The organism is Halomonas sp. SH5A2, from assembly GCF_014263395.1.
Taxonomy (GTDB): domain Bacteria; phylum Pseudomonadota; class Gammaproteobacteria; order Pseudomonadales; family Halomonadaceae; genus Vreelandella.
On the sequence record NZ_CP058321.1, the window covers coordinates 2,979,257 to 3,001,604 of the forward strand.

General features: G+C 59.4%; 17 protein-coding genes. 8 read left to right on the forward strand and 9 right to left on the reverse strand.

Annotated elements, in window-relative coordinates; translation table 11 throughout:
* Positions 1-4 precede the first annotated feature (4 nt).
* The 5 genes from doeB to HXW73_RS13890 all read right to left on the reverse strand — a co-directional run bounded on the left by doeB (position 5) and on the right by HXW73_RS13890 (position 7,095).
* Positions 5-1,036: a N(2)-acetyl-L-2,4-diaminobutanoate deacetylase DoeB gene (doeB, locus tag HXW73_RS13870; protein ID WP_186253650.1), complete on the reverse strand. Its 1,032-nt coding sequence runs from the start codon at positions 1,034-1,036 to the stop codon at positions 5-7.
* 12 nt (positions 1,037-1,048) lie between these two features.
* A complete protein-coding gene (gene doeA / locus HXW73_RS13875) occupies positions 1,049-2,248 on the reverse strand; it encodes an ectoine hydrolase DoeA (RefSeq protein WP_186253651.1) in 1,200 nt (399 codons plus the stop codon).
* Between the two features lie 196 nt (positions 2,249-2,444).
* Positions 2,445-3,614 (reverse strand): beta-aspartyl-peptidase, encoded by a 1,170-nt coding sequence (iadA, locus tag HXW73_RS13880; RefSeq protein WP_186253652.1) that lies wholly within the window; start codon positions 3,612-3,614, stop codon positions 2,445-2,447.
* Positions 3,611-6,250, reverse strand: a complete 2,640-nt coding sequence (gene cphA / locus HXW73_RS13885; protein ID WP_186253653.1) for a cyanophycin synthetase — start codon at positions 6,248-6,250, stop codon at positions 3,611-3,613. The genes iadA and cphA overlap by 4 nt, the downstream gene beginning before the upstream one ends.
* On the reverse strand, positions 6,247-7,095 hold the full coding sequence (locus tag HXW73_RS13890; protein WP_240538642.1) for a cyanophycinase: 849 nt from the start codon (positions 7,093-7,095) through the stop codon (positions 6,247-6,249). The genes cphA and HXW73_RS13890 overlap by 4 nt, the downstream gene beginning before the upstream one ends.
* A gap of 325 nt (positions 7,096-7,420) precedes the next feature.
* Here HXW73_RS13890 and HXW73_RS13895 point away from each other — a divergent pair, with 325 nt between their 5' ends.
* From HXW73_RS13895 to HXW73_RS13925, 7 genes are all read left to right on the forward strand, one after another.
* The gene (locus tag HXW73_RS13895; protein ID WP_186253655.1) at positions 7,421-8,722 is read left to right on the forward strand and encodes an ATP-grasp domain-containing protein; all 1,302 of its coding nucleotides are present in this window, start codon (positions 7,421-7,423) and stop codon (positions 8,720-8,722) included.
* Positions 8,723-8,765: 43 nt separating this feature from the next.
* Positions 8,766-10,805 (forward strand): CocE/NonD family hydrolase, encoded by a 2,040-nt coding sequence (locus HXW73_RS13900; RefSeq protein WP_186253656.1) that lies wholly within the window; start codon positions 8,766-8,768, stop codon positions 10,803-10,805.
* Positions 10,806-10,929: 124 nt separating this feature from the next.
* On the forward strand, positions 10,930-11,865 hold the full coding sequence (locus HXW73_RS13905; protein ID WP_186253657.1) for a 2-hydroxyacid dehydrogenase: 936 nt from the start codon (positions 10,930-10,932) through the stop codon (positions 11,863-11,865).
* Positions 11,866-11,944: 79 nt separating this feature from the next.
* Positions 11,945-12,514 (forward strand): nicotinamidase, encoded by a 570-nt coding sequence (locus tag HXW73_RS13910; protein WP_186253658.1) that lies wholly within the window; start codon positions 11,945-11,947, stop codon positions 12,512-12,514.
* Positions 12,511-13,860, forward strand: coding sequence for a nicotinate phosphoribosyltransferase (locus HXW73_RS13915; RefSeq protein WP_186253659.1), 1,350 nt, complete (start codon positions 12,511-12,513; stop codon positions 13,858-13,860). The genes HXW73_RS13910 and HXW73_RS13915 overlap by 4 nt, the downstream gene beginning before the upstream one ends.
* 52 nt (positions 13,861-13,912) lie before the next feature.
* A complete protein-coding gene (locus HXW73_RS13920) occupies positions 13,913-14,629 on the forward strand; it encodes a hypothetical protein (RefSeq protein WP_240538643.1) in 717 nt (238 codons plus the stop codon).
* On the forward strand, positions 14,630-15,556 hold the full coding sequence (locus HXW73_RS13925) for a lysine exporter LysO family protein (protein WP_186253660.1): 927 nt from the start codon (positions 14,630-14,632) through the stop codon (positions 15,554-15,556).
* A gap of 26 nt (positions 15,557-15,582) precedes the next feature.
* Here the strand turns inward: HXW73_RS13925 and HXW73_RS13930 are convergent, their stop codons facing one another.
* The 3 genes from HXW73_RS13930 to HXW73_RS13940 form a co-directional block, all read right to left on the reverse strand.
* On the reverse strand, positions 15,583-16,599 hold the full coding sequence (locus HXW73_RS13930) for an asparaginase (protein WP_186253661.1): 1,017 nt from the start codon (positions 16,597-16,599) through the stop codon (positions 15,583-15,585).
* A 43-nt stretch (positions 16,600-16,642) separates the two neighbouring features.
* A complete protein-coding gene (locus tag HXW73_RS13935) occupies positions 16,643-18,106 on the reverse strand; it encodes an alanine/glycine:cation symporter family protein (protein ID WP_186253662.1) in 1,464 nt (487 codons plus the stop codon).
* 249 nt (positions 18,107-18,355) lie between these two features.
* Complete coding sequence (locus HXW73_RS13940) at positions 18,356-20,557, reverse strand: OsmC domain/YcaO domain-containing protein (RefSeq protein ID WP_186253663.1); 2,202 nt, start codon at positions 20,555-20,557, stop codon at positions 18,356-18,358.
* 195 nt (positions 20,558-20,752) lie between these two features.
* Here HXW73_RS13940 and HXW73_RS13945 point away from each other — a divergent pair, with 195 nt between their 5' ends.
* The gene (locus tag HXW73_RS13945; protein WP_186253664.1) at positions 20,753-21,553 is read left to right on the forward strand and encodes a helix-turn-helix domain-containing protein; all 801 of its coding nucleotides are present in this window, start codon (positions 20,753-20,755) and stop codon (positions 21,551-21,553) included.
* Here the strand turns inward: HXW73_RS13945 and HXW73_RS13950 are convergent.
* Complete coding sequence (locus HXW73_RS13950; protein WP_186253665.1) at positions 21,550-22,143, reverse strand: TetR/AcrR family transcriptional regulator; 594 nt, start codon at positions 22,141-22,143, stop codon at positions 21,550-21,552. The genes HXW73_RS13945 and HXW73_RS13950 overlap by 4 nt on opposite strands.
* Positions 22,144-22,348 lie beyond the last annotated feature (205 nt).

Sequence of the window (22,348 nt, forward strand, 5' to 3'; positions counted from 1 at the left end):
AATATTATGCCTCCAGGCGGTCAACGACATCGGCAATCACCGCCAGGGTGTCCCCCATATTGATCAGCGAGGGCGCGCGGCGGGCCATCAGAATGCCGTCGCGCTCCGCTTTATAAGCGACCGGCTCGGTGCCGCTCCGGCTCATGTCGTACACGTAGGCAAGGGTCTGGCCTTTTGCCACCTCGTCACCTAGCGCCACCAATAGCTCCAACACGCCTGAGTGCTGGCTCTGTACGTAGCAGCTGGCATCGGGCATATCGAGATAGACCTGCCCGCCCGAAGGCATTTCCACCTCGCCTGCTACCAGGCCGTAATGGATCAGGAAGTTGCGCACGCCGCGTTGCGTAATGGCGATGCTCTCCGGGGTGGAGGTGCCGCCGCCGCCAAGCTCGGTGGCGACAAATACCTTGCCCTGGCGTTCGCAGGCGGTATCGAAGAGTTTCTCGGCATCCAGCTCGAACATCACCATGGCGTAGGGAGCGCCGAAAGCTTTCGCGCCTTCAAGGGCCGCCTGCTGCTGGCCTTTGTCGTCCAGCACGTGGGAAGCACCAAAGGGCAGGATATCCAGCGTGCGGCCACCGGAGTGCAGGTCGAGCACTACATCGCTCATCGGCACCAGAACGCGGGTAAAGTAGTCGGCAATTTGTGCGGTGACACCGCCATTGGGGTCACCCGGAAAGCTGCGATTAAGGTTGCCTTTATCCATCGGCGAGGTGCGCTTGCCTGCCATGACGGCCGGGGTATTCATGCACGGTACGATAATCACTCTCCCGGTGACGTCTTCCGCTTTCAGCGTTGAAGACAGCTTCAACAGCGAAGTAATGCCTTCATACTCATCGCCATGGTTGCCACCGGTCAGCAGCGCCGTGGGGCCGACACCGTTTTTGACCACGGTGACCGGGATCATCACCGCGCCCCAGGCCGATTCGTCAGTGGAGATGGGCAGCTTTAAAAAGCCGTGCTGCACGCCGTCGGCGTCAAAATCCACGGTGGCCGAAATCGGGCTGGGCCGCTGTTGGCTGGAGGGTATCGTCATGGTGTCTTCCTTTTACTTAACAAACAGCTGGCGCGGAAAATTGGCCAGGGTTTCGCAGCCGTCTTCGGTGATCAAGATGCTTTCGGTAATTTCCAGGCCCCAGTCGTCGTCCCACAGGCCGGGCATAAAGTGAAACGTCATGCCTGGCTGCAGGATAGTCTCGTCTGACGGGCGCAGGCTCATGGTGCGCTCGCCCCAGTCGGGCGGATAGGAAAGCCCGATCGAGTAGCCACAGCGAGCGCCACCGCGGTCAAAGCCGTATTTATCCATAGCCGCGCCCAGCGCCATGGCAATATCCGCCGTTCGGTTACCCGGCTTGGCTACTGCCAGGCCGTTCTCAATGCCTTCCAGCAGCGCCGACTCCGCGCGGATAAAGTCCATCGGCGGCTTTCCCAGAAAGACCGTGCGCGACATCGGGGCGTGATAGCGCTTGAACACGCCGGCGATCTCGAAAAACGTGCCTTCGCCTTCACGAAACGGCGTGTCATCCCAGGTCAGGTGGGGCGCCGCTGCGTCTTTACCCGTCGGCAGCATCGGAACAATGGCGGGATAATCGCCACCGAAGACCTTGCCGTTTTCATCTTGCCAGCCCTCGATACCCACGCGGTAAATTTCCGATACCAGCTTGCTTTTGGGCACCCCGGGTTCCATCACTTCCAGAATGCGCGAATGCATGCCTTCCACAATCTTGCCGGCAATACGCATGTAAGCAATTTCCTGGGGTGACTTGATCTGTCGGCACCAGTTGACCAAGGCGTTGGCATCCATGAAGCGGGCATGGGGCAATGAGCGCAACAGGCTCAGGTAGGCTTGGGCGGAAAAGTAGTAGTTGTCCATTTCCATGCCGACCACGCCAAGGTGCCAGCCGCGGTCGGGCATGATCGACTGGGCCAGGTATTCCATGGGGTGCATGTCCGGATTCTGGACATAGTAATCCGGGTAATAGGTGATGTTTTCAGGGTCGATCCAGCAGGTGCGCAGCGCGCCGTTGGCATCCATACGGCGGCCAAACCATACTGGCTCGCCCTCGAGGCCGACCAGCACGCACTGATGCACGTAAAACGACCAACCGTCGTAACCGGTCAGCCATGCCATGTTAGAGGGATCACTGACGATCAAGACGTCAATGCCTCTACCGGCCATTTCAGCACGCACCTTCCACAGGCGGTTAGCATACTCTTCACGGGTGAAGGGCAGGGAAACCTGAGTCATCGGGCAACTCGCCATTAAAGATCACTAAGAACCAGCGCCGCTGGGCCACAGGATCGACCTGGCCACCGCCACAGTAGGCCCGCCAATGTCGTCTTGAGCCGATACTAGCACTCACCCTCGGTTGCCGGTCAAAGCCTTTATTACAAAATGTGCATGCGGCATGCTAATCAGTGCTGAAACTCGCTTATGTGGGTTTTTACAAGCGTCTAACATCATAAATTTTTTTCCCCGCCACGAAGGTCAGCTGCGGCTGAAGTTCGCTGTCGAGTAACACCACATCGGCCTCGAATCCAACCGCCAAACGTCCCTTTGAGGCATGTAAACCTAGTACCCGTGCAACGCTGGTCGAAATCAGCCCCAACGCCGCTTCGAGTGGCAGTACATCTTCAAGGACAAGGCGCTGCCAGTCCGCAATCAGCGTCGTGTTCCTGGCCACCTTCATGCCCAGGTAGGCCCCCTGGGTATCGAATTCGGGCAAACTGCCGTTGCAGTCAGAACTCATGGTAATACGCTCGGGGGGAACACCGCGCGCCAGCAATCGAGATACTGCGTCAAAGCCTGAAAGTCCATCGCCAGGTTCTTCAAAGGCGGTGACGTCGACACAGGCGTTGAAGGCGAGCGCATAATCTGCGGCTTCTTCGAGCAAGGCGGGATGGCGATTCACATGGGTGGGAATCACTTGATCAGCGGGAATCTCGGTCTCGGAGAGAAGGCGACGCAGCGGTTCCAATCCCCGCTTGCCGTCGCCGAGGTGGAAATGGCAGATACCCCGCTTGCCGGCGAGCATGGCACCGATGCGGGTATCACTGACGATACGTTCGATTTCATCCTGGCGCGGCTGGCTGGAGCGATGGTCTGAAATAGCGATTTCGCCCAGGCCGATGACCTCGGGTATCCAGGCCAGGTCACGCTGGATATCGCCGGTCAGCGTAGGCGGGGGGACGCGATACGCGCCGGTGTACATGTAGGCCGATATACCGTCGGCCTTGAGCCCGCGCACCTTGGCTAAAAGGTCCGCCGGAGAACGGCTGATACTGTCGGTGCCCAGCACCCCTACTACCGTACCGATTCCCATCGAGGCGATCTCGTGGGCGGTGATTTCCGGGCAGCGGGTGCCACAGCCACCTTCCCCGCCGCCGCCAGTCACGTGAACGTGCTGATCGATAAAAGCGGGCACGGCGATAAGGTGACGCGCCTCGACTACCTGGATGGGCCAGCCTGTGGGAATCTCAAGGTCACGCCCCAGGGCGGCGATCCGGCCGTCCGCAATCAGGATATCGGTGGCTTCAAGCTGCTCCGGCGCGTGGATGCTGCCCACCCGCAGCAGGGTCAGCAGCCTTTCTTCCTGAGGTACGACGGGCATCATGGTGGCTGCTCTCCCTCTGGTGGCGTGGAGGCGACTGACCGGAAGCGGCGCCCCTTGAGGCGCTCGATGGCCCCTTCGACGTCGTCGATCAGCAACACCAGCAGGTCGCCCTCGCTGGCCTCGTCGAAGGCCCTCTCGACGGCCTGCTGTTCTTCCATGATGACCTCGACCCGGCAGGCATTCGGCACCGACTCAGCCCCTTCGCGGAGCAGGCGAGCGGCGTCGCCGGGATTGCGTCCGCGGGCGTCGGTTTCATAGATAAAGACAACATCGTGCATCTTAGCCAGCAGGGTTCCCAGCGTGAACAGGTCCTCGTCGCGGCGATTGCCGGGAGCACTGGCCACGCTGATGCGCTGGCGGGCCGGTATGGCGCCGATCAGTTCGCTTAGTGCTTCGAGCGCTGGCACATTATGGCCATAGTCGATCAGCACCTTCATACCATCGGCGTCGAAGAGGTTGGTACGGCCAGGATTTTGACCCGGCGTGGGGTGGAAGGTCTGCAGGCCCATCTGGATCTCGGCAATCGACAGGCCCAAGGCATAGGCAGCAGCACTGGCTGCCAGGGCGTTGGCGACATTGAAGCGCGCATGTCCCTCGAAAGTAATAGGCACGTCCACCACCGGGATCACATCGGCCTCGACATGCCCCTGGCGCATCACCAAGCGCTCATTGTGGACGGTAAAGGCAACCCCCTGATCGCGAACATGCTGACGGACAGGGCGGGAGTCAGGATCCAGGGTGAAGAAGATAATCTCACCCCGGGCCCACAGTTGGCCTTCCAACACCCGGGGGTCGTCGGCATTGAGCACGGCGGTACCGCTCTTGCTCACGGCATCAATGACCACCGTCTTGCAGCGTGCCAGTTCATCCAGCGTATGTATGTCGTGCTCGCCCAGGTGGTCGCTGGCGATATTGAGCAGCACGCCCACATCGCACTCGTCGAAGCCCAGGCCACGGCGCATGATGCCGCCGCGGGCCACTTCCAGTACGGCGCACTCCACGGTGGGCTCGCGCAGCACGATCGCCGCCGCCTGGGGGCCACTGTAGTCGCCGCGCAGGATCACATGGCTGTCGATCTCGATGGCGCCGGTGCAGGCCATACCGACGTTGCGCCCTGACTGGCGCAGCAGATGCGAGAGCAACCGCACCGTGGTGGTCTTGCCGTTGGTACCGGTAACCGCCGCGATAGGAATACGCCCGGTGGTCTCGCTGTCGGGGAACAGCATGTCGATAACCGGGCCGCCTACATCGCGACCCTCCCCATGGGTGGGCGAGAGGTGCATGCGAAAGCCGGGGCCGGCATTGACCTCGACCACGGCGGCGGACTGCTCTTCCAACGGCAGGGTCAGGGTCTCGGCCAGCAGGTCGATGCCGATGATATCCAGCCCCACTAACCGCGCGATACGCTCAGCCACGTAGCGCACCTCCGGATGTACATCGTCGGTGACGTCGGTGGCCGTGCCCCCGGTGCTGAGGTTAGCCGTGGGCTTGAGGTAGGCGATCTCCCCGGCCGCAATCACGCTCTGCAAGGTCAGATTCTGCTGGCCGATCAGCCGTAGTGACTGTTCATCCAACTGGATCTGAGTCAGCAGGTTCTCGTGGCCGATACCGCGACGCGGGTCGCGATTTTCCTCGTCGACCAACGCCTGGAGGGTGGACACCCCGTCGCCTACCACATGCGCCGGGCGACGCCTCGCGGCGGCCACAAGCTTGCCATCGATGACCAGCAGCCGATGATCCTCGCCTTGGATATACTGTTCGACGATCACTGAGGGGTTGCGCTGGGAGGCAATATTGAAGGCCTCACTCAGCGCCAGGTCATCCTCGATATTGGTGCTGACCCCGCGGCCATGGTTGCCGATGAGTGGCTTCACCGCGACGGGGTAACCGAGGCTACGGGCAACCTCGAGCGCCTCGTTGAAGGAGCCACACACCTGCCCTTGGGGTACCGGAATCCCGGCATCGCCGAGTATTTGTTTGGTCCACGCCTTGTCGTCGGCGATGCCATAACCAACAAGGCCCGTACGGCCGGTCACCGTCGCCTGAATACGCTGCTGCCGATGGCCATGACCCAACTGGATATAGCTGTTTTCCTCGCTCAGCCGGGCATGGGGAATACCCCGCTGGGTGGCGGCATTGACGATGGCCGCCGTGGAGGGTCCGAGCATATGGGCGTCGCGCACCTGTCTGAGGCGCTCCAGGATGGCCGGCAAGTCGATCTCTTCCTCGCGAAATAATCGTTCTACGAGGTCGACGGACTCGACACCAGCGGCCAGCCCGCAGGCCTCGTCCCGGTAACGATAGACGACGTTGTAAATGCCGGTTTGGTAGGAATCAACCGTCTTGCCATAGCCCACCGAAAAGCCGATCAGGTTCTGCAGTTCGATGGCCACATGCTCGACAACATGACCGGCCCAGGTGCCACGCGCCAGACGCTCCAGGAAGCCGCCGGGGCGACCCACCGAGCAGCGGTGCTCCTGCAGGGTCGGTAGCAGCGCCGTCAGCCGCTCGACGATGCCAGGGACAAGATCGCTCGGCCGCTCCTCGAGCTCCCCGATGTCCAAACGCATGAAAATCGCCGGATAGCGGCTGTAGTAGTTCGGGCCGCGCAGGGCGCGGTGGTCGAGGATGTTCATCGGTTCTCCGCGAGAGCGGCACCCAGTTCATCGGGTACCAGATAGCGCCGAGCCTCGACGTCGAACCCATGGCCGCTTACCAACGCATGCAAGATCATGTGTTCCACAGCCACCGGCTCACCCATATCGAGGTCGGCGATGTTCGAGCTCGCCAGATCGAGGCTATCGATGAGAATGACATGCCCCGGACCGATAGCTTCGAGAATGCCGTGGGGATGGATGATCACACCAGCATCCTCACCCAGCCCCACCCCCAGGTGCTCCGGGTTGCTGGCGCCGACTTCCATCAGGCGGGTAAAGCGGCCGCGCTCGAGGAAGTGGCTGTCGATGATCAGTCCGTCAACGAAGCCGAGGCCGGAGGTCATATTGACAGCTCCCTTGCGCAGGGCATCAGCGGCGGCGCCGTTGTAGATCATGGTGCCCGGCATGGCCGCCGCGCCAGCGCTGGTGCCAGCCACTACCGCCCCCTCCTGCAGGCGCTTGCGAACGGCCTTCAGAGCCGGCGAGCCACCCAGCACATTCGTCAAGCGCAGCTGGTCACCCCCCGTAAAAAAGATGATGCCGCTCTGCTCAAGCAGACGGACCGTATCAGCATCGGCGGCTTCCTGACGGTCACGTATTTCCAGTAAATGGACTTGACTGGCGCCCAGGCGTGAGAAGGCCGCCTCGTATTCGGGTAGCACCTGTTTGGGTATGCCGCTGGCCGTCGCAATAACCGCGACCTCCCGGTTCCCTTCAGAAGCCAGGGCGAAGACATTCTTGAGGATTTCAAGATCGGAGGTTCTGTCCTCAGCACCGCCAATGGCAACGAGGTGGCCAGATGCCGAAAAAATGGGAGGGGCCATATTCCTTTCGTCGCCCAGCGACGCTTTTGGGGAACGCTGAATCATTACCGATAGCGGCAATGTCGTATCGCGTAAGTTTTAAACTGGCTTTACATCTGTACTGATTCACTTATAACAGTTGGCAACCACCCTCGCCAGATTAATGATGAGCCATCAACCTGCCATCACGTCGTATGCACAGCAGTAACGTTGATGCGCGCTTGCGTATTGGCCGAGCGCGGCAACGATAAGCCGCTATACTTCCCAATAGCTTTTCCCGTGCCTGTTTCCCGTTTCATCTCGGTGGCAAGTTCTGCGATCGCAAAGCTTGCGCCAGGAGGCGATCATGAGCGTTCGGAATATCTTTGTTGTCGGGATGGATGACTATAATCGTCAACGACTCGAGCATATACGTGGGGCCGAGCATTACCGGTTTTATGGTGTTATCGAGCCGTCAGAGGTCAATGATACGGAAATCTTTCCTATCGAAGACATGCTGGCTCGAGCCGAAACCCAGCTGAAAGCCTTCAATGGGCCTGTCGATGCCATCGTGGGCTACATGGATTTCCCCGTCTCGACCATGCTGCCACTGCTCTGCGAGCGAATCGGCACGCCGTCTACCAGCCTCGAAAGTTTGCTCAAATGCGAGCACAAGTACTGGAGTCGGCTCGTTCAGCGCGAGGTAATGGCCGACTACATTCCCCGCTTTACCGCCTTTGACCCTTTCGACCCCGATGCCCTTCAGCGTATAGGTGACGCGGGGCTGTATATGCCCTTCTTCGTCAAACCCATCAAATCCTCGGGCTCGCGGCTGGGCTTTCGCATTGAAAGCCCCGAAGACTTCGCCTATGCCGTAGAGCGCCTGTGCGACGGTATCGGGACGATTTCAGAGCCCTTCAACTACGTGCTGGAGCACGCCAACCTGCCTGACAGCGTGCGCTCGGTCGATGGCGGCCATTGCATGGCGGAAGAAATCATCGGCGGCTGGCAGTGTACCGTTGAAGGCTACGTCTTCCAGGGCGATGTTGTGCCTTACGGCATTGTCGATTCGATTCGCTATCCGCAGGTGCTGAGCTTTTTCTACTATCGTTATCCGTCGCGCCTTCCCGATGCCATTCAAGCCAAGATGCAGGACCTTACGCGTCAGATCATGGCCCATATCGGCTATGACAACGCGGCCTTCAACATCGAGTACTTCTGGGATGAAGTGCAGGACCGTATCTGGCTGCTGGAGATCAATACCCGCGTGGCGCAGTCGCACTGCGACCTGTTCGAAAAAGTCGACGGGGTCAGCCACCAGCAGGTGACGGTGGACCTGGCGCTGGGCCAACGACCCGACATGCCGCATCGCCAAGGGGCTTATAAAGTCGCCGGAAAGTTCTTTTATCGGGTATTCTTCAGCGACGCCACCGTCAGCCGGGTTCCCAGTGCTGAGGAGATCGAAACGCTGCAGCAGGCTTTTCCAGGCACCGTGATCACGCTACAGGTCGAGGCCGGTATGCGTTTATCCTTCCTGCCTGAGCAGGACAGCTACAGCTACGCCCTGGCTTACGTGTGGATGGGCGCAGACGATGATCTCGCGCTGGAAGACAACTACGCGCATCTTGCCGAGCAGCTACATTTCGCGTTCGAAGACATCACCAGTTGAAGGGGTTGCGTCACGCAGTACACAAACAATAAGGAGCAAGCCTATGCATATCGTCAGCGATTTCCCCCGCAAGGTGCAGGAGGAGGAAGATTGGATCACTCTGTCTGACGGCTGTCGGCTGGCCATCCGCATCTGGCGCCCGGTGGATGCTGAGAGCGACCCGGTGCCCGCCATTCTTGAGTACCTGCCCTATCGCAAGCGGGACCTGACGGCGATGCGCGACGCTCAAACCCACGCTTACTGGGCCGGCCACGGCTATGCCGGGGTACGTGTCGACATGCGCGGCAGCGGCGAATCGGACGGTGTGCTGACCGACGAATACCTGCAGCAGGAACTCGACGATGGCGTCGAAATCCTGCACTGGCTGGGCAAGCAACCCTGGTGTACCGGCAATGTCGGCATGATCGGCATCTCCTGGGGCGGGTTCAACGGCCTGCAGATTGCCGCCCTTCAGCCGCCCGAGCTAAAGGCCGTCATCACGCTGTGCTCCACCGACGACCGCTACGCCGATGATGTCCACCACATGGGCGGCTGCCTGCTGGGTGACAACCTGTCGTGGGCCTCGACCATGTTCGATGGCAATACCTGCCCGCCCGACCCACAGTTGGTCGGTGAACGCTGGCGGGCAATGTGGATGGAGCGCCTTGAAGGAAGCGGCTTATGGCTGGCGACCTGGCTCCAGCATCAGCGCCGTGACGACTATTGGAAACATGGTTCGGTGTGCGAGGACTTCTCGCGCATCCGCTGCCCCGTCTATGCCGTTAGCGGCTGGGCCGATGGCTATTGCAACGCCGTCTTCCGCTTGCTGGAAGGCCTCGACGTGCCGCGGAAAGGCCTGGTGGGGCCCTGGTCACACAAGTATCCTCACCTGGGCGTTCCGGGCCCGGCGATCGGTTTTTTACAGGAGTCCCTGCGCTGGTGGGACCATTGGTTGAAAGGCAAGGAAACGGGCATCATGGACGAGCCGATGCTGCGCGTCTGGATGCAGGATTCAGTGCCACCGTCGGCCCGCTACGAGGAACGCCCCGGGCGCTGGGTCGCCGAACCCAGCTGGCCCTCGCCGCGAATCGAACCCCAACACTTCCGTCTTACCAGTGGCCATGACCTGCTGCCTGTTGCGCAGGACTCGCCAGCTTTTGCGGACAACGATGTCCCTTTGAGCGTGCGTTCGCCGCTGTCGGTAGGCCTGTATGCGGGCAAGTGGTGTTCCTATAACGCGCCGCCGGACCTGCCTCACGACCAACGCAGCGAGGACGGCGGCGCGTTGATATTCCAGACCGCTCGGCTTGATCACGATATCGAAATTTGCGGACAGCCGTTTGTCGAGCTCGACATCGAAGCCGATCAGCCGGTGGCCATGGTCGCGGTTCGGCTTATCGATATTGCCGACGACGACAAAGCGACCCGGATTTCCTACGGCCTGCTCAACCTGACCCACCGTGACAGCGACGAGTTTCCCCAGCCACTCGAGCCTGGCAAGCGTTATCGAGTGCGCATCCTGCTCAAACACATCGCGCAGAAGTTTCCCGCAGGCCATGCCATTAGGCTTTCGCTGTCGAGCAGTTACTGGCCGCTGGCCTGGCCGTCGCCAGTCCCCGTCAAGTTGACCGTTCACCCGGCTGGCTGCCAACTGACTTTACCTAGCCGCGAGCCCCAACCTGAGGAAGAAGCGGCACTGCCTGCGTTTGCCGAGCCGGAAGGCGCACCGCCGCTTGCGATCACACTGTTACAGCCGAGCCAGGAAACGTGGCGGGTGATTCGCGACCTGGCCCAGGATCAGACGGTACTTGAAGTCATCAATGACGAAGGCATTTTCCGTCTCGAGGATATCGACCTCGAGCTCTCGTCGCGGGTTATCGAGCGCTATACCTATTCTTACGGCAACTACGACAGTCTGAGCGGCTGGACCGAATGGGAGCGCAGCTTCCGGCGTGGCGACTGGGAAGTGCGCAGCTTGACCCGTACCTTGATGACGTCCAACGCCACCCATTTTCGCCTAAGGGCGACCCTGGATGCCTTCGAGGGCGATAGCCGAGTCTTTTCCAAGAGTTGGGACGAAGAGATCCCGCGGGATCTGGTATAAGACGACCTGACTGCGTACCAAATTGCAGGGGCAACCGACTCATCAGCGCTAACCCCTGCTTGCAGCGCTCAACGATGCTCCCCATCATAGACGGAACGAACACGCGTCTGAGGGAGACAAGTCAATGAAAATCGTCGTGCATATAGACGAGGCTGCAGAATGGCAACAAGCGCTAGCCGATGCGTTTCCTGATGCCCAGGTCGTCACCAGCGATGCAACGGCAGATCAGCGACAAAATGCCGACTACCTGGCCGTCTGGAAAGCGCCTGCACACCTGATTGAGGAGCAAGCCCAGCTAAAAGGCATTATCAACCTCGGCGCGGGGGTCGACTACCTGCTCAAAACCCCGGGCCTGCCGACGGATGTCCCCATCGTCAAACTGCGCGATGCGGGCATGGGCGAACTGATGGCCGACTACGTGCTGTATGGCGTGCTGCACTTTTACCGCAGCATGGACCGCTATGCCGCTCAGCAGCAGCGCGCCACCTGGCAGCCGCAAAATGTCGTGGCAAAGTCTCAGTGGCCGGTGGGCGTACTCGGCCTGGGGGCGATTGGCCGCTACGTGGCCGGTGCGCTCCACCAGGCGGGTTTCCCGGTGCTTGGCTGGAGCCGTTCACCCAAACAGATCACCGGTGTGCGCTGCTATCATGGCGATGACGGGCTTGGCGAGCTGCTTAGTCAAGTGCAAACGGTAGTCACAATACTGCCCGACACGGCGGCCACCCGGCACATTCTTGACGCCGAGCGGCTTGCCGAGCTGCCCGAAGGCGCCAGTGTGATCAACCCTGGCCGGGGCAGCTTGATTGACGAGCAGGCACTGCTGGAAGCGCTGGGCCACGACAGCCAACCTGGCCATATCCGCGGTGCCCTGCTGGACGTCTTCGAGGAAGAACCGCTACCCGACGGTCATCCCCTGTGGCAGCATCCCAGCGTACTCATCACGCCGCACATGGCCGCCCCCACGCCCCTCAATGACGCCATCGACCAGGTGATCGCTTACGTAAAGGCCTTTGAAACGGGTGAACCCGTCACCACTATTGACCCTAAGGCCGGTTACTGAACGCTGAAACACGCGGCGTGGTATCCTGTCTATATGTATATGCAGTAGTAACCCGTTGGAAGCAAAGGAGAAACGCACCATGACGTCTTCCCTCCATGATTATCAACGCCACGATGCGCTGCTGGTCGTCGATATGCAAAACGACTTCTGCGAAGGCGGCGCGCTGGCGATTAACGGCGGCAGCGCTCTGGTGCCGGGCATCAATACCGAGATTGCCGCCGCCCAGGTCGCTGGCGCCACTATCGTGGCTTCCCGTGACTGGCATCCAGTAGACCATATCAGCTTTAGCCACCGGGGCGGCCCCTGGCCGGTACACTGCGTTCAGGATACGCGGGGAGCGGCTTTCCACCCCGACCTCACGTTGCCTGACGAAGTCATTCGCGTCAGCAAGGCCACGGCGTTCAATGCCGATGCCTACTCGGCATTCGATGGCACGGGGCTTGGCGAGTATTTGCGCGAAAACGGTATCCAGCGAGTCGTAGTCTGCGGCCTGGCGCTTGATGTCTGCGTCCATGCCACGGTGCTTGCCGCCTGCCGCGAGGGCTTTACGACCCTGTTGCTGGAAACGCTTTCCGCCGCAGCCGACCCTGACGCCGTCGAGCGTTACCGCCAAGAAATGCAGGATGCCGGGGCCGAGGTACGCGCATGAATGAACCGTTAACGCTGAGCGTTGCAGACGAAGAGTTGGCGCTATTAACCGACCTTTACCAACTGACCATGATCCAGGCGTACTGGAAGGAGGCGATGCATGATACGCCCGCCACCTTTAGCCTGTTCTTTCGCCAGTTGCCCTCGTCGCGCCGCTTTATCCTCGCCTGTGGCCAGCAGCACGCTGCGGCCAAACTCAGCCAGCTCCATTTTAACGATGCGGCAATTGAAAAACTCGCTTCGACCGGACGCTTCGACGATGACTTTCTGAATTGGCTCGCGAACTGGCGCTTTTCGGGGGACATCTGGACCGTACCCGAAGGAACGCCGCTTTTTCCGCATCAACCGCTACTCGAAGTGGACGCGCCGATCGCCGAGGCACAGCTGCTCGAAAGTCTCATCATGAACCTGGTGCAACTGGAAACCGTGCTCGCCTCCAAAGCCGCCCGCATCGTGTGGGCAGCCGGCGATCGTCCGGTGGTCGATTTTGGCATGCGCCGTGTGCACGGCATCGATGCCGCCGTGCGTGGGGTCAGGGCCTATAAAACCGCCGGGCTGAGCGGCACCAGTAATGTGCTTGGCGGGCTGCGCCATGACCTGCCGCTGAATGGCACCATGGCGCACAGCTATATTCTTGCCCATGACGATGAGCCGTCGGCATTCCGTGCGTTCGCAAGCCACTACCCCAACACCACCTTACTGGTCGACACCTACGATACGCTGCAAGGTGTCAGGCATGTGATTGACATGCTCCGCGACATACCCGATTTATCGGTGGGCGCCGTTCGCCTCGACTCCGGCGATCTTGGCCAGCTTGCAAGCAAGGCCCGCGCATTGTTGGACGATGCCGGTTTCAGTGACATCAAGATCATTGCCAGCAGCGGTCTGGACGAGCATGGCATCGCCGAGCTTATCGCCCAGAACGCCCCCATCGACGCCTTTGGTGTAGGCACCCAAATGGGCGTTTCGGCGGATGCGCCGGTCATCGACCTCTCGTACAAGCTGGTTGAATACGCCGGACAGCCAAGAGCTAAACACGCCCCCGGCAAAATCAGCCTGCCGACACGCAAGCAGGTATACCGTCGTCAGGATGCTACCGGGCGGTATATCGGCGACACGATTGCCCAACGCGATGAAACCCACATTCCCGGAGAAGCCCTTCTGAGCCCGGTGGTACAAAACGGTGTTGTCGTCTCCGACACGATGGCGCAAGCACATCAGGCCAGGTCTCGCGTGGCGGATGCCTTACCACGCTTTCCTGCCTCGGTGACAGCATTGGAGCAAGGTGAAAGCGATTATCCGGTGGAACTGAGTGACACCCTGAAGCATCTATCGTCCACGGTGTGATAGCGCTAGGCTACCCCGTTGGCTGGACTACTACTTGTCAGGGAGACTCAAAATGCGACGCGCTCTATTACCCTCTCTTCAGTACCCGCGCTGCCTTGCGGTCGCGGCCACACTCTGTTTCACCGGCTTGACGATGGCCGTCGCCGAGGCATCACCCGCCACGGCCTTCTCGGCGCCGCAGCCTTTTGAGGCACACTACCGGCTCAAGGTTGACGGCTGGCCAAGCGCTACCATTACCCACCACTTGAGCCAGGAAGAGAGCCATTGGCGCAGCGACATGCGCTTCTCAATTGCTGTTGTCAGTGGTGAAGAGCGCAGCCGCTTCAGCGTCGCTGACGACGCCACACGCGCGCTGCTTTATAACAGCCGCTACTCGCTGTTTGGCATCGGCAACGACTACCAGCTCAAGGAAGAACAGCTCACCACGCTTGATCGGCAAACGGCCCTGTTCGATCTTTCCCGCCGTGCGGGGAAGGAAAACTGCAGCGAAGCGGCCCCCTGCGACCTGCGCTTTCTCGATCATGAGGGGGAAGAGGAGCACTACCAGTACTATATGGAAAGCCAAGCCCCCATCAACGTCCCCGCCGGTGAGTTCGATGCGCTGAATGTCATCATGCTCAATGCAGAAAAAAGCGATCGTGAGCTTCACCTGAGCTTTCACCCGGACTGGCCGGGGCTGGTACTTTCAGCGGAATACTTCAAAGACGGCGAGCGTGAAACGCAGATTGCACTGACCGAATTCAACCCAGGCGGGGGCGCCACGCCGTAAATGCTTTCCGGATTACTGATTGTCCTCCTCCCGCTGCTGCTGGGTTACCTGGTACCTGTCCCCTCCTTGCGTTGGCAGCAACGTATCAACCATGCTGTTAACAGCGCCGTTTATATCATCCTGCTGCTGATGGGCATTAGCCTGGCCGGGCTTGAAAACCTTTCCAACCAACTGGCCAAACTGGGCGGCAACGCCCTGCTGCTGTTTAGTATTACCACGCTGTTTAATTTAGTAGCGTTGTGGTGGCTATCGCGCAGGGTAGCGCTAAAGGCAGGCCATTCACCGGTGGTCAAAGATGCCCCAACCAGCAAATTCGCCGCGATGCAGGGCTCTTTGCTATTGGTTGCCGTGGTGGCCGTCGGGGTGACCATAGGCCTGCTGGGTGGGCCGCCATTAGGAGAAGGGCTGTTTTCCACAGCCGACCTATTGGCCGAATGGGTGCTCTATGGCCTTCTGGCGCTGATCGGCTGCCAGTTGCGTAACTCGGGCATGCCGCTCAAGCAGATACTGCTCAATCGACTGGGGCTGGCGATCGCCGTCACGCTGGCGCTTAGCTCGTTACTCGCGGGTCTGCTGGCTGCCCCACTTCTGTCACTCAGCTGGAACGAAGGCCTCGCCATGGCGGCGGGCTTTGGCTGGTACTCGCTGTCGGCGATTCTGATTGGCGACCAGCTAGGCCCGCTGATGGGCGGCGTGGCGTTTTTCAACGACCTAACCCGCGAGCTGCTGGCGTTTATCCTGATTCCGCTGGTGATCCACCGCCACACTGCGCTGGCCATCGGCTATGGCGGCGCCACCTCGATGGACTTCACCCTGCCCGTCATTCAACAACACGGCGGCGTCGCCTGCGTCCCCATCGCCGTGGTCAGCGGGTTTATTCTCTCGCTGCTGTCGCCACCGCTGATTTTGTTCTTTCTGTCACTTTAGGGGTAGTGGTGCCGGACATTCATGGGTCAGGATAGGCGGCACTCACCCCTTACCGCGCTTTTCAGACAATCTCGCAACGCAAGGCCTGTTAGCCCACGGCCTAGCAAAACAGTAAGCTTTGCCAGGGCGGCTTCCAGGGTGATGTCGCTTCCAGCAATCACGCCCGCCTGATTAAGCGCGGCACCGGTGGCATAGGCGCCCTGTACCACCTCGCCCTGGGCGCACTGCGTCACATTGAGCAGTGCCACGCCTCGCTCGTTGGCTGCCACCAACGCATTTAACAGCTCGCCGTCGAAGCTTGGCGGGTTACCCACCCCGTAGCTGTAAAGCACCAGGCCTTTCAGGCGCTCATCAGCCAGCAGCGCTTTTGCCCGGCGCAGCGACATCCCCGGATGCAGCGGCAATACCGCAACCGCCTCGTCGTCCACCTCAATAGGGGCAAAATTCGGTAGACCGCTCAACAATGCCGAGGGCTGGGGGAAATTGACGCCAATACCCAGCTCGGCAAGCCAGGGGAAGTTGGGTGAGTCAAAGGCATCCAAGCCTTGAGTGCGCACCTTGCGCGCCCGGTTACCGCGTAATAGCCGGTCGTGAAACGCCAGGCTTACTTCGCAAGGTGTCGCGGGGTGAGCCGCAAGCTGTAGCGCGCTGACCACATTATTCAGCGCATCGCTTCTTGGCTCGCCCAGTGGAATTTGGGAGCCGGTGAAGATCACCGGCTTGTTAAGCGCGCCGAGCATAAACGAAAGTGCAGCGGCGCTGTACGCCATGGTATCGGTGCCGTGCAGCACCACAAAGGCGTCGTAGTGCTGCCAATGGCTTTCCAGTAGCGCCACCAGGCGATTCCAGGCCGCGGGCATTAGCTCGGCGCTATCAATCAGCGGCTGCAATTCCAGCACATCAAACGCTGGCAGCCGGTAAGGATCGTCCAGGGCCAAATGTGTTGATAGGCGCTCGGCCAGCCCCGCGCCAGGTACATAACCTTGTGGCGATGGCTGCATACCAATCGTCCCACCGGTATAGAGCATCAGTACGCGGGGCATGGGTTCTCCTATCTTGCCTTAGCGATACGATCCAGGCGGCTGCCTACTTCGCAGATGCCCCTTCCAGGCGCTGCTTTAATGCGTCAGCCTCTTCAGGGTCCAGTTCCCAAGCTTTGGGATCCAGCTCGAGATCCGGGTGCTGGTTCGCGTCAAAAATCGGCTGTTTGATGCCCTGGCGGCGCTGTCCATCGAAGTCTTTCAAAATGCGCAGGCCGCGCTTGAACAGCATGATCAGCGCAATCAAGTTGACCACGGCCAGAAGCCCCATGGTGACATCCGCAAAGCCGAACACGGTGCCCAAATCGGTGGTCGCGCCCCAGCACACCAGCAGCACGATGGCCACGCGGAAAGCGTTGAACAGGTTCTGGTTGTCGCGGCTGAAGAAGTTGAGGCTGTTCTCGCCCAGGTAGTAGTTATAAAGAATCGTACTGAAGGCAAACAGCAGCAGCGCCAGGCTGACAAAAGTACGCCCCCACTCGCCCACATGGTCGGCCAATGCGGCTTGAGTCAGGGCGATCCCCTCAACGCCAGCGCCCACAGCGGGGTCATAAGCGCCGCTAAGCAGAATCAAGAACGCCGTGGCGGAACAGATGATCACAGTATCGATGAAAACCGAAAATGCCTGCACGATACCCTGGTTCGCCGGGTGCGGCACATAGGCCACTGCCGCCACGTTGGGCGCACTGCCCAGGCCCGCCTCGTTGGAAAACAAGCCGCGTTTCAGGCCCATCATGATGGCCGCGCCAATACCGCCACCCATCAGCGGTTCAAGGCCGAATGCGCTTTTGACAATCAGCGCGATAATGCCCGGGATTTCACCGATGTTCATGGCGATCACCAGCAGCGCAATTGCGATATAACTCACCGCCATAAAGGGCACCAACACCTCGGAAATCCGTGCAATACGCTTGATCCCGCCGAAGATAATCAGTCCGACGAGCATGGCTAGGGCAATTCCGCTATACAGCACCGGCACGCCAAAAGCGTCGCCGAAAGAGGTGGCCACCGAATAGGATTGCAGCGCGGTAAACGCAAAGCCGAAGGTCAACAGCAGCAGTACCGAGTAAAACGCTGCCAGCCAGCGCCACTGTTTACCCAGCCCTTTAACGATGTAGTACGCCGGGCCACCGCGGTAAGTGCCGTCGCCTTCAGCCTCTTTATACGTCTGCGCCAGGGTGCACTCCAGGAAGCTGGTGGCCATGCCCATCAAGCCAACCAGCCACATCCAGAAAATCGCCCCTGGGCCACCCAGCGTAATCGCGACTGCTACGCCGGCAATGTTGCCACCTCCGACACGCCCGGCCACTGAAAGTACCAGCGCCTGAAACGAGCTTAAATGGCCGTGCTGGTTGCGCTTGAAGGCCTGGCCGGAACCCAGGATACGAAACATCTCACCGAAATAGCGAAACTGCACAAAGCGGGACGCAACGGTAAAACCGATGCCAACACTCACCAGCAGCACCAGCAGAACCTTCCCCCACAGGAGGTCATTGAGCATATCGAGCATGTGATTCTCTCCGCGTTTTTGTATTGACGTTATGTTTGAATTCGCGTCGTTTTGAAGATCGCGCGTTTGGGATGCGCGCCGCGGAGAACGTTTTACCAAGCGAGGAACAGAATTAAATTTGGCGCAGCGTTGCAGTTGTATGCAGTGACTGCATCAGCGGGTGCACCAGAGTGCATCACAAAAAAAGTGCGCGCCTTTCAAGGCAGCGCACTTTTTGTTTGGCGGGATGTGAATAGTGGCGTCGTTTATTTACGCTTCCGCTTTCGCCGCCCGCGCCGCCCGCGCCGCCCGCGCCGCGTGGAGCTTCTTATAGCTTTCGATCAGGCGCTGGTGGCGCTCCAGGCCTTCTAGCTGCATGTTAGTGGGCGTTAGGCCATGGAAGCGCACGGAGCCTTCCACCGAGCCGACTACCGCCGCCATGGTAGCTTCACCAAACATACGCTGGAAGTTGTGCAGGTAGTCCTCAAGTTCCAGCTCGTCATCCAAGGCGATTTCCAGCACCGCGTTCACCGCTTGATAGAACAGGCCGCGCTCAACGGTGTTGTCGTTGTACTGGAGGAACATCTGCACGCAGTCCAGCGCTTCTTCATGGCGCTGCAGCGCCAGATAGACCAGCAGCTTCAGTTCCAGAATGGTCAGCTGCCCCCAAACCGTGTTCTCGTCAAACTCAACACCGATCAAGGTAATGATATCGGCGTGGTCGTCCATCTGGCTGTCTTCCAACCGCTCGACCAGATCGGTGAGCTGATCGTCATCCAGGCGGTGCAGATTGAGAATATCCTCGCGGTAATCCAGCGCCTTGTTGGTGTTGTCCCAGATCAGATCCTCGATCGGATACACCTCGGAGTAGCCCGGCACCAGAATGCGACACACCGGCGCGCCCAGGTCTTCGTGGACTGCCATATACACTTCCGCGCCCAGCTCCTCAAAAATACCGAACAGCGTCTCGGCTTCTTCCTCGTTGCTGCCGGAGAAGTCCCACTCGCTGAACTCAAAGTCGGGCTTGGCGCTAAAGAAACGCCAGGACACGACACCTACCGAGTCGATAAAGTGCTCAATGAAGTTGTTCGGCTCGGCCACGGTTTGCGAGTTGAAGGTCGGTAACGGCAAGTCGTTCAGGCCTTCAAAGCTGCGGCCCTGGAGCAACTCGGTCAAGCTGCGCTCCAGCGCCACTTCAAAGCTTGGGTGGGCACCAAAGGAGGCAAACACACCGCCGGTGCGCGGGTTCATCAAGGTCACGCACATGACCGGAAACTGCCCGCCCATGGAGGCATCCTTGACCAGTACCGGGAACCCCTGGGCTTCCAGCGCGTTAATGCCTTCAACAATGCTGGGGTACTTCGCCAGCACCTCTTGCGGCACATCCGGCAGGGTCAATTCCTGCTCCAGGATTTCGCGCTTTACCGCCCGTTCGAAGATTTCCGACAGACACTGCACCTGGGCTTCTACCAGGGTGTTGCCCGCGCTCATGCCGTTACTCAGGAACAGGTTTTCGACCAGATTGGAGGGGAAATAGATCGTTTCGCCATCGGATTGACGCACATAAGGCAGCGAGACAATACCCCGGTCTTCGCGACCTGAGTTGGTATCGATCAGGTTGGAGCCGCACAACTCGCCTTCCGGGTTATAGATCGCAAGGCTATGCTCGTCGAGAATCTCGTCGGGCAACTCGTCGTTCGGACCCGGCTTGAACCATTTCTCATTGGGGTAGTGAACGAATTCGCTACCCGCAATCTCTTCGCCAAAGAACTGGTCGTTATAAAAAAAGTTGCAGCTCAACCGCTCGATAAACTCGCCCAACGCCGAACACAGCGCACTCTCTTTGGTCGCGCCTTTGCCATTGGTAAAGCACATCGGTGAGGCCGCATCGCGAATATGCAGCGACCAGACGTGGGGCACGATATTACGCCAGGAAGCGATCTCGATCTTCATGCCCAGATCAGCGAAAATCGCGCTCATGTTGGCAATGGTCTGCTCCAGCGGCAGGTCTTTGCCTTCAATGTAAGTGCTGCTGCCTTCCGGTGCGCCCATCAGCAGCGCCTGGGCGTCCTCGTCGATGTTCTCGACCACCTCGATCTGGAACTCAGGGCCGGTCTGGACGACTTTCTTCACCGTACAACGGTCGATGGAGCGCAGCATGCCTTCGCGATCCTTGTCGGAGATGTCCTCCGGCAGTTCGACCTGGATCTTGAAAATCTGCTTGTAGCGGTTTTCCGGGTCGACGATATTATTTTGCGACAGGCGGATGTTCTCGGTGGGGATATTCCGCGCGTTGCAGTACACCTTGACGAAGTAAGCCGCACACATGGCCGATGAGGCCAGGAAGTAGTCAAACGGGCCAGGCGCCGAGCCGTCGCCCTTGTAGCGAATCGGCTGGTCGGAGATAACGTTAAAGTCGTCGAACTTGGCCTCCAGGCGGAGGTTGTCGAGGTAATTGACTTTGATTTCCATGAACGGGCACCCGGGGTGGTAAATGGCTAAAGGCCGTAAGCTGATTGGCGGCCATTATCCAGTTTTTTACCCGCTTCGTCTTGGGCAGTCTCCCGAATCATCTATTCAACGTCGATGGCGGGAAAGCGTTGCACTCTGCTGCCCAAGGCATCACATTAGGCAGCCCCAAAGCCCATGAGAGAATCGAGCCACCCCATGCATGACGATTTTGTGGCCAATCTGCGCCTCCTCTGCAGCTACTACCCGTCTATTGCAGAGGTCTGTCGGCGTTTGGCGATCAACCGTGCTCAGTTTAACCGCTACCTGAGTGGGCGCTACCGTCCCAGCCACGCGGCGCTTCAGCGCATTTGCCACTTTTTTGGTGTCACCACCGGTGATATTGCCCTTCCCCACCATGATTTTCGTGCCCTGGTACAAACCGGTCAGCTCAATAGGGAAAACCCGACCACATTGCCATGGCCTGACGCGCTGATTCAGCGCGGCAGCGAAGGCATGGAGCGTTATATCGGCCGCTACTTTGAGCTTTATCGCTCGATGTCGCGGCCGGGGCTGTTAATGCGGACCCTGGTTTGCTTGGAAGCACAGGAGGGCGGCGTAGTTTATCAGCGCACCGAGCGGATGCAGACCCTGCCGGGCGCCCGCTCGTGCCACAACCGCTATGTGGGCACGGCGGTCAAGCTGGCTGATCGGCTCTTTTTGGTCGACCACGAAACACTCAACGGTCATGAAATCACCCAGACGATTCTGTTTCCGAGCTTTCAGAGCCAGGTGACGCGTTTGACTGGCTTGAAAATAGGCGTGGCGGATAATAGCGAGCGCATGCCCTGCTGTGTGCGGGTGGTATATCAGCGCCTGGATGAACAGGTCAGCCTGCGCGAAGCGTTGGCAAAGTGCGGCTTAATAACCTTGGAAGACCCATCCCTTGATGACGCCCTGATCGCGGCAACCCAAAACGATGTGGCAGCTGGTGAGCACCACTTCCGAGCCAGGCATTAACGGTCAGAAACCAGCACCTGTTGAAACAGAATCTTCTCGAAGTTCTCCATCGGCTCGACGGATTTGAGCGTTTTGGCGCGCAAAATGGCGCCTTCCCAGCCGGAGAGAATAAAGCTGGCCAGGGTATGAACAGACACCGCTTCACTGAGTTCGCCGGCCTTTTGAGCGTCCTGCAAGCAAGCGACGAAATACTGTTCCCAGCGCTGAAAAACGCGGTCCAAGGCGTCGCGAAAGGTATCGCTTTGCCCGGAAAGCTCCTGCCCAAGATTGCCAATCAGGCAGCCGGTCACATGGTTGCAACCGCACATATGCTCACGACCCGCCGCAAAATAGCGCCTGAGGCGCTCAAGCGCAGGTGTCGTGGGGTCTTCCAGAAGCTCGGCAAGCTGTGCGCCGTAGGCCGTTGCAAACTGATCGATCACCGCTAGGCCAAACGCCTCTTTGCTCGAGAAGTAGTGATAAAACGATCCCTTTGGCACGCCGCAGATTTTCAACACAGCATTGATGCCCGTGGCGTTATAACCGTGCTGGCCGATCAGTTCGGCACCGGTCTCAATGAGCTTTTCGCGCGTCGTAGCGGTATTATTCATATCATTAAAGTAGACCAGTCAGTCTATTATTATCAAGTAAAGTGTCGCCAAGGCGCCGTTGAGTCACGTTATGACGGTATAGGTGCTGCACAAAACGAGTTGCACGCAATTTACACATTGCTTACCCAATCGCTGCGTGACATAGGGTGATGCTAGCATGATACGCCTTGATAGCTCTAAGTTTCGATTTCGGCCAATGGATAAC